Here is a 16,784-nt window from a genome sequence, read left to right as displayed (position 1 = left end):
ATTTTGCATGGGTATTTAATGATCGAATAAGAGGGATGTCAATATCTTATTTTGACTAGCTATTTTTTAGACAAGAGCAACCAAAGTGAAGTGATTGGGGATAGAAATTCAAAGAAATATTGATCTGAATTTTAAGATAACGATCTAACTTAATTGATTTTTTAAAAAAAAATATGGCTAATGTGAGGATTATATTATTTTCTTTATCTCTGATAATTAATTGTTTTGTGTTTTGCTAATTTTTGTTAATCTGTGCACATACAAAACACTCCTATCATTAAAGAGAAAAGTCATGAAAAATTATCTTATAATTGCCGCTTTCATGTTAAGTCTAAATGCTGACGCTTCCATAGAAGGCACATTTAACTGCTCGGGTACCGATAAAGAACACCCGGGAGTGATTTATAAAGGTATCATGACAATTAAAAAAACTGGACAAACTTATTCTGTTAAAAGTTCCTACAGCGATAATGTATCTTCGATTGGCACAGGAATTTATAACAAAGCGAAACACCATTTCGTTTTCGTTTTTGTAAATCCCAAAAATATACAAGAAACTGGAATAGCCAGTATGGAAGTTAGTAAAAACGACACTATGACCTCAGATTGGGCTTACTTAAACCAAACAGTCATTGGCCAATCATCCTGTTCTAAAAAAAACCAAACAACAGGATATAAATGAGAAACATGTGTATCAATACTATTTGAAGAATAAAATCTCTCTTTGGCCTGCTCAGACTTCCAAAGAAGCCCATTCTTTAGAAAAATGTGCAGTTGCTGTTATTGGCAGGTGTTCCATCTGATTCCGCTTTTCCTTGGATTTATATTCAGATGCAAAATATTTTTTTAACTCTTCAAGATCGTGTTCAAAACCTTTAATTTTTCAGGATGTTGCCAATGTATTAATGTTGGATCAGCTTTGTTAATAATCATTCTAAGGCGGGCCATATATTGTCATGTACAATTATCAATAGCTCTTTTTCACCGAATGCTGAATCAATGTGGCACTGGCATTCCGAATGATTTCTATGAGTCTTTGGTCGGACCCAATGAGTTCACTTAACCGTGATGAAAGTCCATACTTTTTTCTTTCCCTGCTTTTAATAAAAACGAGTCGATACACCAGGATCCCGGCCAAACCTCAAGCGTATTAAGCAGAAATGTTATCGTTTACTATAATATATCTAGTATATTTGTGGATAAATTGAATGAAAAAACCTACGGACCGATTTTCATTATTTGGTAATAAAGAAAATGAATCTGATAAGATTAAGCGCGATACAGTTCCCGCAGAAATAGCTCCATATTATGTAAGACCAAAAGAAGCTAATCCGTTAATTGATAAAGAATTTCAAACAATCGCCTCAGCCACAGAAGATCTCTATTGGCAGACTGGCGCCCCTAACTATAGCTTTCAATCAGAGGGGCTTGTAATAAGTGCTTCTCATATTATTAAAAAAAAGATTAAGGAACAATCTCCTGTCAAAGTATTAGATGTAGGTGCGGGTAATTTTATGTTTGAACGGCAGAATAAAAAGAGGTTTGGTGATCGTGTAGTAATTTATGGTCTTGCAGCAAATGACATGTATCGTAAAGCAAGCTTGCGTCAGGCAGATGAATATCATCAATTTAAAAATGCAGAATGTTTAGCTGAAATCTACGAAAAAACCAGTTCAACCTTATTGTTTCAAGACAAACTTATAAACACTTCGTTGATCCACTTGGTGCAATTACTGAGGCTTACCAAACACTCGCTGTTAATGGAACCCTATGCATCGATAGTTTTAAGGTTCCTGGATGTGAGGATTACTTAGAAAGCCTAATCCCTTTCTTGCAGGAGCAGGGCTATTTGGTTATAGGACGGAACGAAAATAACCAAATAAACAGCTTTATTATACAAAAGACTGCTGATAAACCTGAACTTAAATTTCCCTTTGAATTTTTAAAAGTAGAAAATGATGCTCTACACTACCAAACGACGCAACAGTTTAGCGAATACCATAAAAATAACGCTTATCCACGAGAACAACAAATATTTGATGAGGGGAAAGACCTCCTTTTTAGCAGTATTCAAGATGATATTCCCTATGATTGGCTTCGTGAATGCGACAGCTTACTGGATCTTTTATCAAGTCCAGAGTATCAGAGCTTAGCAGATAATAAATTACAATATCTTTATATTCTTGTTTTTGTCGCAACCCATTACGATTATGCCCAATTTGATTCAATACTTTCTGATTGCAGAGCTGAAAATGAACGGTTTAGTTTTGATTTACTAAGACAGCTCTATACTTTTACCATCAAAAGATTAGATTCAGGTTTTACAACCCTCATGACTCATCCTGATTTTAAACGCTACCAACGAGCGCCTTACGATGAAGGCGAAAATATTGAAAAAGGCCGTGAACAACAATTACGTTTACTGGTGTTGGCTGGCTTAGATGATATACAACGCCTCGCGAAGGCAAAACAAAATCAACACATGTGCGACAGAATGAACTTACCTTTTAAAGCTAGAAATGATATTGACCTTATTGATTTTTGTGTGATGCTTGATTTTCCCAACATCCCTCCCAAAGAATATAATCTTGATTCCCTACTCCAGGATATTGAACAGTATTCTGATTCCGAACTTAGAGTACGTCGGGCACAAGTAAGTCGATTGATTGCTGACTATGTAAATACAAGAGAAACTCTTGCTGATTTAGAGGCTTTGTTAACCGTGCTTAAGGACGATTCTCAATTTGGTTTTCTACGTGAAGATAAGATGATGTTTGATGGTTTTGGCCCTACCGTGACATGGAAAACAATAACTTACGAAATTAAAAACCGTGCTTGGGAAATAGTCAATGAAACATCTGAATTAACAAGCGAAAAATATGAGCAAGCGACGACAATTTTTAATGAGCAAAAAGGAGTCTTTGAATTTCAAACTAAAAGTTTTGCAGAACGTTTCCAAAGTTTAATAGTGGACGTACAGATAGATGATAAAGATGACAGAGACTTCAGCAAGGGATTGTAAAACACAGGTTATTTAAGTTGCTACATAGGTTGTTATATCGAAGTGACAGATCTCTTTCAAACATTCTTTTTCGTATTTTTCCACTGAAATCTGCATTACTCTAAAGTGAGATCCAATTATTATAAGTCATTGATTTTTAATGGATTTACAAGACAGCACCCTCTCGTTAATCCCATTTGGAATAACTAGTATATTCTATGGTCTATACTTAACGCGTTAGGTTATAACAAACTGTTTAAGCAGAGAGTCATTAGAATGTATAAAAAAATTATGTTGGCAATTGATGGTAGTAATGTATCAAATGCTGCAGTAGAAGAAATAATTAAACTAACTAAAGACCAAAATGTTCATTTACGAATAATCCACGTAGTTGATGAAAATGTTGCCTATATCGGGCCAAGCTTTGATACTTTTTTATTAATTAACGCATTGAAAGAAGAAGGAAAACAGATTTTAGATGATGCAGAAAAAAAAATATCAAGCCAAACATCCTTAAAAGTGGAAACCTCTCTGATTGAATTAAAACCACTACAGGGAAGAGTTGCTGAAATAATCATTGAAGCCGCAAAGGAGTGGTCAGCTGATTTATTGGTTATAGGGACTCATGGCAGACGTGGTTTTAATCGTCTCTTTTTAGGTAGTGTAGCTGAAAATACCATTCGAATTGCACCGATTCCAGTTCTTCTTGTCCGTGGTCCCGAGGCATGAAGTACTGTTTGATATTATTAAATAATATGTTATGAAAAAGTATTTTTTAAAAGAAAAAACCAATAAAAATCTACAATCGCCATGTAGTTCGTGATTATCTCAAAAAGATTGTTAAATCTCATTAATAAATTATTAGAGGCAGCAATACATGCTCCTGGAGCTAAGCATGAAGAATCAGGAACTGTGAGACAAAATAGGAAGATGAAGAAGATCTAAAGATGGATATCGATGGAATTATATTTTATGAGACTAACTCTTATTTCACAAAATACCAGATGGCAATTATATATCGCAATATTATCATTAATTGCGATTAGCATACACCTTCTCATGCGTCTATTTAATATATCATTTCCAGTTATTCCATTATTATTCCCTCTAATAATCGGTGGGATACCCTTGTTTTTGCTCATAATATTTAAGTTTTTTAAAGGCAATTTAGGAGCAGACTTATTAGCAGCAATTGCATTACTAACCGGTATTCTATTGCATCAATACTTAGCTGCTACATTAATCGTTCTAATGCTCGCAGGTGGTCAAACATTAGAGTCTTATGCGAAACGTAAAGCATCATCCGTTTTGCTAGCCCTTGCTGCACGTATGCCTTCAATAGTGCATCGAAAAGTCAATGGACTTATTGAAGATATTGAAATACAAAACATTCATGTTAATGATGAAATAGTTATTTATCCACATGAGGCATGTCCTGTAGATGGTACTGTAATTGAAGGACATGGCTCTATGGATGAGTCCTATCTAACAGGTGAACCTTATCAAATATCTAAAACACCAGGGACTTCTGTCTTATCTGGTGCTATTAATTCAGAATCAGTATTAATTGTAAAAGCAGATAAACTGGCCTCTGATTCTCGTTATTCTGCAATAGTAAAAGTATTAGAAGAAGCAGAACAAAAACGTCCATCAATAAGACGTTTAGGCGACCAAATTGGAGCGGTTTTTGCACCAATTGCTCTCGTATTTGCATTCGCCACTTGGTATTTCACCGGAGATGCCATCCGATTTCTTTCTGTGTTAGTTATTGCGACACCCTGTCCTTTATTAATAGCGATTCCGATTGCTTTAATCAGCGCTATTTCCAGAGCAGCAAAACAAGCTATTATTATCAAGGATCCAACGGTTTTGGAGAAATTGCCTACCTGTAAAACCGCCATTTTTGATAAAACTGGAACTCTTACCTACGGTAAACCCGCTTTAACAGAAATTATTACAACCCCCAATTATAAGATTAAGCAAGTTTTACAATATGTTGCCAGTATCGAACGCTATTCAAAACATCCTCTTTCAAACGCTGTTTTAAAAGCTGCAGAAGAACGTAATATAAAATTTCTTAAATCCTCTAATGTATCTGAAAAGCCCGGTCAGGGCTTGCATGGCATCATAAATAAACACACAATTTACATTACCAGTCGGAAAAAATTATTAGAAACGATGCCTCAATATGCATCTTTACTTCCACCTGTATCACCGGGATTGGAATGTATCATTTTGTTGGATAACGAATACGCCGCTTCGTTCCATTTTCATGACGCTCCGCGAGCAGAAAGTAAATCATTTATTAGTCATCTGACGCCATACCATCAATTTAATAAAATTATGTTGGTTTCAGGGGATAGAGAATCCGAAGTTAAATATATGGGTACTCTATTAAACTTGACAGAAATCCATGCTTCACAAAGTCCTGAGCAAAAATTAGCAATTGTTCGTCATGAAACAAAGAAGGGGCCAACTGTCTTTATGGGCGATGGAATCAATGATGCTCCAGCATTGACTGCAGCAACCGTAGGCATTGCTTTCGGACAATTCAGTAATATAACCGCCGAAGCAGCCGGTGCTGTTATCATGGAAAACACGCTCAATAAAGTTGATGAATTAATCCATCTTAGCTTAAATACACGTAGAATTGTGTTACAAAGTGCTCTTGGCGGTATGATGTTTAGTCTTATCGGTATGGGGTTTGCCGCAGCAGGATTTATTAACCCAGTGAGTGGAGCAATTCTTCAGGAGATAATTGATATTGTTGCGATCATTAATGCATTAAGATTAACTTGGGGAACCAGAATTAAAATTGATTTACCTGGTTATTCAGGAGTATTCTGAAGCAATTTTCGGGATATTGAACTGCTAGGGATTTATTTTTCGCCCAGAATTAAAAGTCTGAAGAAAGCCACCCTATACAGTTTTAGCACCTATGAAACCAGAGGATATAAAATCCCGCATCGCTATATTGACACTGATTTAATTAAAACCCATTGGGATGATATTTTGCGTTTGATGGTTACGATAAACTTAAAGCCACAACGGCATCACAACGGTTCAAGCATCTCAGTTACTATTCTAAACAACATCCATTGTACTGCGCCATAAAGGAATTGGGACGGATTATTAAAAGTCTGTTTTCTTAGATTCGGAAGTTATTGTCAACCCCTCCTAAAAACACTTTCTTCTTTGATAGCGTGACTCAGCTTTCTCAATCTCTCCTTTCGTTTGCGGGGTGGTTTTGAAAAAGCCCGCATTATTTGCAGAGCTGAATAGTCTTTCAGCAAAACCATACTGTAACTGTCGATTAACAATATCTTGGATTTTATAGGTACCCTTTTTATCAAGTCCGACAAGAAACATTGAAATTAATTCCCATAATTCCGCAGGTAAATTAATCGCTTCGTTTATACTAATTTCATTGTCATCAATATCCTTAGCTGTAGCGAGCTGTTGCCATGCTTGCAAAAGCCACGTGCGAGTGCTCTCGTTCGCTGCCAGCAGAGCTTGTGCCTCATTAAGCTGTAACCGATAGGTTGTTATAAAAAAATTTATTTTCCTTGTTTTCTTAATAAGGGCTTCAATATCTAGAAAATTGTCATACTTTTTTGCTTCTGTTGCGATTGTGGAAAGTAGTTTCTCATCAGTAATAAAAGGCATATCTTGCAATGCAAGTTTGTAAAGCCCCTTTTCCAGATTGATTTTGCTGCGGTTTGTGTAGGCAGCCATACAAAAAGAATCGACCTCAATGGCTTTATTATAATCTAAAAGAGCAAGATCTTTTTTTCCTAACGAAAGGTAAACATTTCCACGATTATTGTAGGCTGATGCATAATTTAGATCGCGTTTGATTGCTTCATCAAAGTATTCCATTGCTACATCATCGCAACCATTTGCGTAATAAATATTTCCTAAATTAAAGTAAGGTGTTGCAAAATTCGGAAAACTTTCAATTGCCTTTTTATAATACTTATTGGCCATTATAAAATGATTATGCATTAGACTACCTACTTTGAAACCCTCAGCTGCTCTGAAATAGGTTAAGGCCCAATTGGTATAGGCTCGGAAATCGCTAGGATCTATTGCCGTCGCTTTTTTATAATTCCTGCGAGCGGCTAGAAAATTACCCAATTTTCTATGCGCATTCCCGCGACAAAAAAAATATTCTTTATTGGTACAATTTAAATCTATTGCCTTATTGAAGTCTAAGATGGCTTTTTCAAAACGACCTTCATTAAAATGAATTTTACCACTTTCAAACCATTTTTCTGCATCGGCTCTTTTTTTTTGGGGGACTGATAATTTTTTTCCTGCATTCATTAAATAATCCTGATTCTGCTTTTATGGCCTGGGAAAGTATTTTTACGGCTATAATATCTCAACACTATTAGCCACTCAATCGCGCATCTTCAAGTTACTGATGATCATGCTAAAGCTAAATATCCCCTATGAAGAGGCAGCTCTGTGGTTAATTGCAAGGGAGTTTAGCGCGGGTAAATAGGGTTGCCACTTAAAGCTTCCTCGTCCGCGAAAGAGCGCTAATAGGAGAGGAATGAGGATGCCAATTGCTCACTTGCGTGAACAGACAAGTCGGTCTGCTTAGCTTTAGCTGTCAGTAAGTTGCTAGAGGATTCCGGTAGCAAGAGAGAAGAACGCATATCCTTTTTGGTGTTACCATTGATAAATAAACCTAGTTTCCTTGTGGAATCAGCTGGATAACATGTTTTTATCAATCTACTTTCATCTAATTTTTCTTTGCCTTTGCCCTCATTGACATTACTCGTTTCCGCAGGTGGATATATTCCAGGGATAGGCTGGTTATTTTGAGCAGCAAGAGACAAATCTATAATGATAGGATCGATATAGCTTTCTTCATTGGTTTTTCCAGCCCCTTTGCTAGCTTCCATAAGGACTGTAATTTTATGCCAAAGGAAAACTCCCGCATAGATGACGCCGGCAACAAGAACTACGGGGATAATGATCCAAGATAGGAGTATAGCCGCGGTTAACAGAAGCAGGCTTGATAGCCAATGCGTTGAAATCCAGGCAAGAATGCGAGATAAAACTGGTGTTGGTATCGGCGGCGGGGGTACTTCTTTTGGAAATACTGGCTCGAGAGCTTGTAAATCCAGTTGTAGCTTTGCTGGTGACAAGGTAAATTTCGCTTTGAGTCCCTGAATTTTCTGGGCTTGCCTTGCCTCTATATTCTCACGATTAAGCTGATACTCATTCAGCGTTTCGACAGCTTGGCTGACGTAGTCAGGAAGATTGTTTGCCTCAGGATTTAGCCAGGCCTTTAGTTGTTTAAACTGGGTATCAGGAGGTAGCTCTTTTAAAAACTTGAAAAAGACGGGATGGGCAAGAAGATGGATAATGTGGAAAAGAGATTTAAAATCAGTCTGGGCAAATGCAGTAAAAAACTCAGTATCCAATAACGCAAATCGGTTCAAAATCTCTTTGAATACGGGGGTTTTAACCAACAGTTGAATCAAACCAAATCGATTGGCCAGTTTAAAAAGGAAAATCAGAGTTTTGGGATCAACTAATTCTTTTAAAGAGGGTACTTTATGAGGTTCAAAAGATTTGATGAGGGTAACTATCCCTTCCAGTACCGTACCTGCATCATTATTCAAAAGCTGCACTGCTTCTTTGATACTTTGATGTTCCAGAATAGGTAGCAGTTTATTCAATACCAAAGTCCAAAACGCTTCCTTAGAATGAATATGCTTAGGAATGGCTGTCAAGAAATCCTGCAGCACGGGCTCAAGCTCTTGCAAGATTTTCATCAGTTGTAGCTGCTTTGCTTCATCATCAGGTACCCATTCCTTAATTTGATCGCTAAGCATCTTCATTATCGTGGGCAGTACATATAATTTGATTAAGGCGTAGATACCTATTTTACCACCTACAGTGAATAAACCCTTTTTAACCATGCCTTTCAGAGAGGAAGATGAGCTGTTGTCATCCCAGGAAAAAATATCATCAGGAATGATTGGAAGCGTTAATTCTTCCCAGCGCTTTTCAAGAATCAGCGTTTTAGTTTTTGCAACATATTCTGTGACGAAATCTAAGGCTTTTTGCTTTGAAAAAAGACCTTCTGCAGCAGGCGGGAGTTCTTCAAGAGTTTCAACACAATTTGTTTCAACCGCTTCAAGCATCGAGATAAGGGTTGGGATGTTAACCAGGTCAAATTCCGTCGCTAACTGGGCAACCATCGTTTTGAACCCGCATTGACCCTCGCTATATTTATCCAGCGTTCTCGTAATTTGCTCAACCTTGACGAGAGTCCTATTCATTGGCTGATGGCCAATGGCTTCCCATCCCATAGCAAGCAGTTCACTGACTGCGAGCAGATGTTTAACTTCTACCTTATCTATCCCTTCGAAAATCTCAAGACTTTGCAAGGGAACCAAAGGTTCTACGGGCTGATAATGTCCAAATTTCTCATCAGGAAGCCAGTGCTCCACGATTTGATTGTATTCATTAGTCAAATACTCGAGGAAACGCTGTTTCATTTCAGCATCAGGTTGTCCATGGTTTTTGAGTAATGTGAAATAATAGTTTTCTGCATTTCTGTTGAAATCTCTAAGGGCTTTCATAAATTCGAGGGTTTCAACAAGAGAATAATCCCGTCCGTGTTGGCGGCTTAAGATCCGATCGGCTTTTTCCCTAAGATCAAGTAGATACCAGATAGCAAGGCTGCGGCTTTGCTCCAGAAAACGGGTTTTAGCGCGTTCTTGCTGGGCTTGAAGGCCAATTGCTTGTTGAAAAGACTTGAACGTTGCACTAAGCTCTTCAGCAGGCGCTTTAGTGGTTAAACCTAGCTGTTGCACGTCAATAATTGAGCAAAATTGACCCTGCTTACCATTTCGTCCCCCACGTCCCTTAATCTGAACTAATTCTTCTTCAGTCAAATGAGTACATAAGTTAATGACCATGAGGCCCTGTTCATGATCGGAGTCAAAATCAGCGCCGCGTGATTCACATTTAGTCGTAATACTGACCTTATTTTCTTTGCCGGCTTCGATAATAAACTGCTCTTCCTCCTGCGGATTTTGACTATAGCCATAATAACTCTGTGTGCTCCATGAATACTCAGGAGAGTTCAAGTCATTATAAAGATCGCTTGCAGCCTGAGCCGATTCACAGATGAGTAAGACAGGTTGGTTTTGTCGAAGCCTTCGGGATAGTTTAATCAGAGCAAGCGCGACTTTTTTTTGCTCATCCCACCCTTCAGCCGGGAAAATGCCTAAGTCTTCACAACGATCGGGATAGAAACTGGGGTAATGAACAGCTATGATGCCATGCTGATTACGAAATTCTTTAAGTTGATTGGGCATACCAGGGGTTGCCGTAGCGCCAATAATAGATCCTTTCGCCCGTATTCTATCAAGCAGATTTTTAGAGGTCATGCTAAAAACCGTTTCTGTTTCTGATAAAATGCTAAAACGAGTGGAATCATCAACAGCAAGTGCTTTATTTTTTTCAGTATGCAAAAGAGGTTGTGCACCTGCACCAAAACTTGCTCGTGGCTCAGCCCGACTAGTGGGTAGATATGGCGCCGCATAGAAGTGTTTCTTGCCCTGCTCTTCTCTCTCAACCACCATATAATCGACTTTTTCTTCTAACTGCACTGAGAGTCTGGCTGAGTCGAAAAGGGTTTCAAGTAAGGGATCAGGAATTTGTTTGATAAAATCAGCCAGTGATTTGTCTGGATTTTTTGCCTGACAGTACACACGAAAATTGTGGATATCCGTTCTATTACTACAATGATTGTCTAAAAAAAGTTGTTTTTCTTGTACAAATTCCAGCAAATAGACATATACTTTTGACCAGCTTTGGGTATCGCGCAAAATTGGTTCTAAGGTAGCCGCTAAACGAAAAGGCACCGTCGAGAGAAGACTTGCATCGATTTCATCCCAAATGAGATCCATGTTTTTTGGCAGACGTATCTTTTGAATCGCCATGCAGATAAAAAACAGTGAAAGTCCATGAGGTGTAGAATAATTGACTCCATGGGCAACATAGTCAGAGTAGGAGCTATGCGCTTCAATAATCCCTGTGCCATAGGGGATCCCTAAATAGTTGTAACAATCGCCAAAATTCACAATACCATCGCGCCCTAATTTCTCATTTTCAGTGGGAATGAGGGCCGTTCTACCTGCTGCAATGCGCAAAACAGCATGCCCTGCAGCAATAATACTTTTACCAGCCCCTGTACTGAGTCCTTGAACCAACGGACCTTTTTCACTCAGACTATGAATAAGCGGTAGGAGTTGGGTTGGACGGGGAAATTTTTTACTCGTTCGTTTAAGTGCAACACAAAAAAGAGCGATCAGAGCTAGTTGATTTTCTTTGATGTTTTCGCCGCGGCTAATTCTTTCCTTAAGGGCATTGAAAACGACTGGAAAATGGCGACTTTTGAGTTGATGAATGGTATAGGAACGAGCCACACCATCCTTGAGCTCAATATAGACAGGTTGATGTTCAATATAGACCATCACCTTTTTGTAATCATGTTTTAAAAGTTTTCTTGCAGAATTCGTAAGGGGTTTGGGGGGTTGATCATCCCAGGAATTATACTCAATTTCATTTATTTTTTGCTTAAGCTCTTTAACATCGTAGCGATAGCTAGGCAGATCCGCTCGATAAACTTCTTCTTCAAGCTTGTCGATAGCTGCGGTTATAGAGGGTGATTCCAGAATTTCCTTAAGAGTTGATATGGGAATTTGATGATGCTTGTAAAGACAGATCAAAGTCTGCAAATAATTGTCTGGAACGGGAAGTAAAAGCTCCAAGAGATTAGAGAGCGATTCATTTTGTTGTCTGCACATCGCATTGCAAAGAAACAGGATAGAAACACACCTCTTATCTTCGAGGTTTGAAAGCGTATCAATGAACAAACCATCATCGTCCTGCTCCTTTTCCCCAAAAGAATATTCAATAATAGTCAGGACGCTCAGCGCATCATTAGTTTTTTTTATGAGCTTGGTCACTTTTTGTAATAAGGTTGCCGATAATTTTTCCTGAACATGTTGATGAAAAAAGGCATAGACTCTTTCATCGCGCATGAGTTCTAAGAGTCCTTTTAGGGTTTCGCTATCGCCCTCTAAGGTTTGATATAGACCAAAGAGCATCGGTAGAGAAACTTCATCAATCGAAGCATTAAGACAATAATCTAAAATAAGCTCAAGCTCTTTGTTCAAACTGGTGCGAGGTAATAATTCGGGATGTGCTGCTAGACCCTGCAAAAAAAGAGTGAAGGATTTTAAGCGCTCAGGTTGATTATCGAGTTTTTCTTTAGCTAACTTAAGTAAACTAATGGCAACTTTTATATCAGGATATTCCTTGAGTATGCTCTGAAGTTCTGCAAAAAATCTAGCGTCCACCTGTTTCAGCTGGCGAAGACTCTCCACTAAGACGAGTACATCCAACAGATTTTTCAGAAAAAGCGTGATACCAAAATCGGGCACTAAAATTTTAAGTAATTGCAGAGCTTTCTCATACTTCTCATCATCCCTATCGTAAAAACTAGCAAGCAGTGACTCAGCAAGAGCTCTTTCAGCTTGGGCTGGGTGAAGTGGTTTTGGTGAGGTTTTTAGTCTCGCACTGCTTAGAAGCATTGGTAAGCTGAGCTGCAGCTCTGTCTGATGTGCTAGAAGAAATTTCTTAAGCTCCTTTAGATCAAATTTATTAGCAAGGATTTCGGGGATAGGGAGAGAAGGCGGCAGCTGGAATGACAAGTTATTTTCTTGCCAGAGTGCCCACAAGGTCATAGTCCCTTTTTGCGCGTTGGTTTTAAGTTGGTAAAGCCTTTGCAAAAAATGACTGATAAGTAAAATTTGATCGACATTCACAGTCTTGGCGTAAGAATGTTGCTGCAAATAATGAAGGCATCGATTAATAAAATCGATTTCTTCAGGATGAGGGTCGTAATTGATCCCAGTAAACGTAGATACATAGTAAGCCCAAATCAATTCATAGATTTTCTGATCATTGGGATTTGAGTATTCAGATGGATATAGACTCCGATAAAAATCAAGATCTTCTCGAAATGATTCTTTACCTAAGTAGCGGAATACCTCTGTTATTAAGGAAGGAGAAGTAGGGTTGAACTCACGAATAGATCGTGTTAATTCACTTAAAGAAACAGTATAACTATTTTTGCCTGCACCAATTGAGCCTGCTTTAATATTCATCTCTTTGCAAACCAGATGAAAACCGTTGTAGGCGGTGGCATAAGGCACGTCAGTCCAGGCAAGAGAAATAGCCTCTAATTCCGCAACTTGCTCCCAAAGAATACGTTTTTCTATGGCATGATCCAAAAGATTTTCCAGGCAGACCAATAGAGTATCTAGTTTTCTTAGCTGCGCCAGCTTAAGACCATCTTTTGTAATCAAACTAGCTAAAAATTGATTAAGTAATTGCTTTTGTTGATTTGAATTACCCTCACAGTAAATTAGAAACTTCGCAGCCACTCTGTGCCAGAACTCTTCCATCTCCGCTAAGCCAGCAGAATTAATAGATAGGTGATGTTTCGCTGCAAACACCAAGGCTGCGTGGGCAAATCTTTCAAACAGAGGCCATTCTTGTTCTGAGCTGGCCACAGGTGTACGTTCTGCCAAAGTTAAAAAGCAGATTTTATCATTTTCCTTTATAGTGGCCCGAGTATTCGTCAGGTATTGACCCCGATGATTATGGCTCGTATTGATTACCTTAACTTCTGCTTTTTTGAAAACATTAACAAGAGAATATAGGGTTGGTGCGTAGCTAAAATAGATTTTAGAAAAATGGTTTAACAGGCATTTTTGTTCAAGAGAAACAAGATAGTTTAAAAATAAAACAAATCTTTCGTGTCCTACCGAAAGTAAAAGCTGAAAAAGTATACGAACATTATCCAGATTGTGCTCATCAAAATTTTCAAACAATTGGCTAACAATGGCAACATGCTCTGGGAACGCAAATTTAATTAGAGCAAAAAAATGTGCTTCCATTTCAGCGATATAAGCCGGATCTGCAAATCTATCTGGCGCTGCTATGCCTTTCTTGGCGGTGATCCATTCTGCTATCTTTGCCTTGCTAAGCAAGTATTTGCCAGGAGCTAAGGGTTTTGTTTGCTGCAGGCCCTCTATGAGAGAGTGATAACTAGTCAGCTCAGAATCGAGTACTTTTCCTTTATCTTCAATGTAATAAAGTGCCCTCGCCTTTTCTAAAAAAATATAGCTGTTTTTATAGTCTTGGGTGTTAACAGGCAGTTTAGCAAGACAATATAGTTCGTAACGATTAAGCGTAAAAATTCTTAATAGCGAGTTAAAATGGTAGCCTTCTAAATCGCTATCGAGTTCAGATTCATCTGTGCTCAGCAAGTTAGCATTGAAATGACTTTGATATCCGCAACCTTGACGATTAGCAAACAGGGATAGTTTAGAAATCTGAGCTGGCAGTGTCGAGAGGGCATTATCTACTGGTGCTAGAGTGGTTGATACCTTATCCCAGCCTTGCATCAAGCTGTTTCGTAAAAAGCGAGAATAACCCTTATGGCGATCAGCTGGATTTATACCATCAGAAAAATCACCTATACGAAAGAAAATATCCCCAACAAGATAGGCTTCAATACTTTCACAAGAATAGCCAGGTAGAGGGACCATTTTGTACTGTCCTACGAAGCGCATAGGGGTAGTTGCTGCTACCTTGACTATTTTACCGGCAAGTTTGGTGAACTCGCCAACAGATAGAGAGGATTCATCCACAGCAACGATACTTGCTATTTCTGGGAAGGAAACGGTGTAGCCCAGTCCAAGGACTTTTGCAATATGATCAGCAAGAAACTCTCCAGGACTAGCCAATAGTTTTGTTAAAATAGCTTGGTGAGAATAATTGGATTGATACCAAGAGGTGTAATACATTTCTTGTTGTAGCTGTTCTTCAAGTGTCAACTTTTGTAAATATTGCTCAGCCAATTCGTATAAATTTAGAGCGAAAACTGAAATTGGAATGGGGGGTGTATAAAAAGGGGAATCGATTTGCTCACTGAGTTGATGTTGTCTTTGCTGAGTAATGCTTTGTTCTTTGGCTATCTCATGCTTTAGTGACTGGGATTGCTGGACCTCCTGTTGCATTTCCTGCCGAAGCGCTAAGTTGTATTTAAAAGTCAGACCAACCTGAGATTTTAAATCCCGTTTGCTCGAGAATTTGGACTGACGGACTTTTTCTCTAGGCTCATCTCCATAGATATAACCACTGACCTCTTCTTCCGGTTTAATTTCGGTTATTTTCGGAGAAATTTCAGCCTGTTCCAGCCATTCTGCAGTAAAGTCGTCACTTTCTGCAAAGAAAGCAGAACCACTTAAATAGTACCCTGCGTTATCTGCCAAGGGACTGAAATGCGCTTTGTGGGGATACCTTGGTGCGAGAGAAAGAAGGGTTTCTTCTGGATGAAAAGATTTTAAATCTTTAGTTAGAAAAATAATGTGAAAAAACTGTTTGCACTGCAAACGGTCGATATTTTCAGCGATAACACTATAAATTTGCTCTCTTTCTTCAATTGCTTCATAAGCTTGTCCCTGAAGAATGATGACAATTTCTGAATGAGATGCGCGGGTAGAACGAGTATAACAACTCAAGGAGTCCAATAGTTCCTTAATAGGATCTTGCGTAGTGAAAGCTAGCACCAACCAATTTTTCGTGTGAGTTGTTTTATCGCTTAAGGTCTTACAGAAAGGCTCCCAATTGCAAATATCATAGTAGGTGTGAGCCTCATAGGATGATCTAAAGCAAGGGAGCCTTACTAAGGGAATGTTTAGATCGGGGATTTCGTTCACATCCTGTGGTTTGATACTTGTATAGTGAGAGGCGATAAGAATCTCTGTCTCTGAACTATGGGAGTCTATTATAGGTCTAAACCTATTGAATAAACCTTTGGCAAACTGATAAGCAAAAGAAGAAATGAGTTGCTGATATTTGTGCAGATCCCTGTCCCAATGATCATCAGGTTTGCTGTAATGCGCAGGGAGAGGTTGGTCCTCGGTCAATAAAAAAACTTCACTAAAATTAAAGGCAATACTGTAACCCTTGTTGGCAAGAGCATGAACAACATGTATAAATATAGAAATCCTACTTATTGAATCTACCGCTAAACAATCTTTTTGTAATTGTTGGAGGGAAATTTTAAGTGATTTTGATCTATTTCTTTGACCTGAAATTTTCTCTTCGATCTCGTTGACTAGGTTTTTAAAAAAGCGATGACCCATTTCATTGTTTGTCAGTGAATCTATATATTGATTTAATAGGGGTGCAATTTCTTGAGCTTGAGAAGCTTCCTCTCTAGACAGCGTTTTCCATTGATAATTGTCCTGTTTATTAAATAATAGCCTGCCCTTTTGCTTCTGAAAGCTAAAATATCTGGATGTAAGAGGATAGTTGTGAATCATAATGACTAGGATTGAAAATGCTACAGCATTCTATTGCATGAACAAATAATATTCAACAGGAGCTTTTTGTATGATTTAAGCTCAAAATAATATCTAATCTGTCTTACAAGAAATGCTATGACTGGCTGTTAATAGTCGCGTTGCTGATTTTCGATGATAACCATGCGTTTCACCAACTAGTCCTGAATACGCTTCTTTACCAACCTGGAGATTCGTTGATAACGTCTAGGTTGATGTTTTAAATATAAATCCATGCTCGCCCCTATCTTTCCCCGTCCCCTTCGGTAACAGTTAAGTTGAGGCAATTCTGCGCTCTGCATTAGTCATTGAAACTTAATTTTGTCTTA

The 16,784-nt window shown here is 38.3% G+C and carries 7 protein-coding genes and 1 pseudogene; 6 read left to right on the top strand and 2 right to left on the bottom strand.

Going from position 1 to position 16,784, the window contains the following annotated elements; all coding sequences use genetic code 11:
- The first annotated feature begins 292 nt into the window (after nt 1-292).
- The 6 genes and pseudogenes from Ldro_RS02995 to Ldro_RS16965 all read left to right on the top strand — a co-directional run bounded on the left by Ldro_RS02995 (nt 293) and on the right by Ldro_RS16965 (nt 6,153).
- Nucleotides 293-682, top strand: coding sequence for a hypothetical protein (locus tag Ldro_RS02995; RefSeq protein ID WP_058494950.1), 390 nt, complete (start codon nt 293-295; stop codon nt 680-682).
- A gap of 526 nt (nt 683-1,208) precedes the next feature.
- The gene (locus Ldro_RS02990; protein ID WP_058494949.1) at nt 1,209-1,814 is read left to right on the top strand and encodes a hypothetical protein; all 606 of its coding nucleotides are present in this window, start codon (nt 1,209-1,211) and stop codon (nt 1,812-1,814) included.
- Between the two features lie 35 nt (nt 1,815-1,849).
- Complete coding sequence (locus tag Ldro_RS02985) at nt 1,850-3,022, top strand: hypothetical protein (protein ID WP_131764383.1); 1,173 nt, start codon at nt 1,850-1,852, stop codon at nt 3,020-3,022.
- A gap of 255 nt (nt 3,023-3,277) precedes the next feature.
- Nucleotides 3,278-3,730, top strand: a complete 453-nt coding sequence (locus Ldro_RS02980; protein WP_058494947.1) for a universal stress protein — start codon at nt 3,278-3,280, stop codon at nt 3,728-3,730.
- Between the two features lie 243 nt (nt 3,731-3,973).
- Entirely contained in the window at nt 3,974-5,848 is a 1,875-nt protein-coding gene (locus Ldro_RS02975; RefSeq protein ID WP_058494966.1) for a heavy metal translocating P-type ATPase, read from the top strand.
- 15 nt (nt 5,849-5,863) lie between these two features.
- Nucleotides 5,864-6,153: pseudogene (locus Ldro_RS16965) on the top strand (Tn3 family transposase).
- Nucleotides 6,154-6,178: 25 nt separating this feature from the next.
- On the opposite strand, the gene Ldro_RS02970 reads toward Ldro_RS16965, so the two are convergent.
- Both Ldro_RS02970 and Ldro_RS02965 read right to left on the bottom strand, forming a co-directional pair.
- On the bottom strand, nt 6,179-7,327 hold the full coding sequence (locus Ldro_RS02970) for a tetratricopeptide repeat protein (RefSeq protein ID WP_058494946.1): 1,149 nt from the start codon (nt 7,325-7,327) through the stop codon (nt 6,179-6,181).
- Nucleotides 7,328-7,545: 218 nt separating this feature from the next.
- Complete coding sequence (locus Ldro_RS02965; protein ID WP_058494945.1) at nt 7,546-16,437, bottom strand: helicase C-terminal domain-containing protein; 8,892 nt, start codon at nt 16,435-16,437, stop codon at nt 7,546-7,548.
- Between the last annotated feature and the right edge of the window lie 347 nt (nt 16,438-16,784).

The sequence above is a fragment of the Legionella drozanskii LLAP-1 genome (assembly GCF_001467585.1).
In the GTDB taxonomy this organism is placed as follows: domain Bacteria; phylum Pseudomonadota; class Gammaproteobacteria; order Legionellales; family Legionellaceae; genus Tatlockia; species Tatlockia drozanskii.
The sequence above is the reverse complement of the archived record's forward strand: the minus strand, read 5'-3'. Positions and strand labels throughout refer to the sequence as shown.

Coding starts and splice junctions, on each gene's coding strand:
- Ldro_RS02995 (WP_058494950.1), top strand. CDS start 293: ATGAAAAATTATCTTATAATTGCCGCTTTCATGTTAAGTCTAAATGCT.
- Ldro_RS02970 (WP_058494946.1), bottom strand. CDS start 7,327: ATGAATGCAGGAAAAAAATTATCAGTCCCCCAAAAAAAAAGAGCCGAT.
- Ldro_RS02990 (WP_058494949.1), top strand. CDS start 1,209: ATGAAAAAACCTACGGACCGATTTTCATTATTTGGTAATAAAGAAAAT.
- Ldro_RS02975 (WP_058494966.1), top strand. CDS start 3,974: ATGAGACTAACTCTTATTTCACAAAATACCAGATGGCAATTATATATC.
- Ldro_RS02965 (WP_058494945.1), bottom strand. CDS start 16,437: ATGATTCACAACTATCCTCTTACATCCAGATATTTTAGCTTTCAGAAG.
- Ldro_RS02980 (WP_058494947.1), top strand. CDS start 3,278: ATGTATAAAAAAATTATGTTGGCAATTGATGGTAGTAATGTATCAAAT.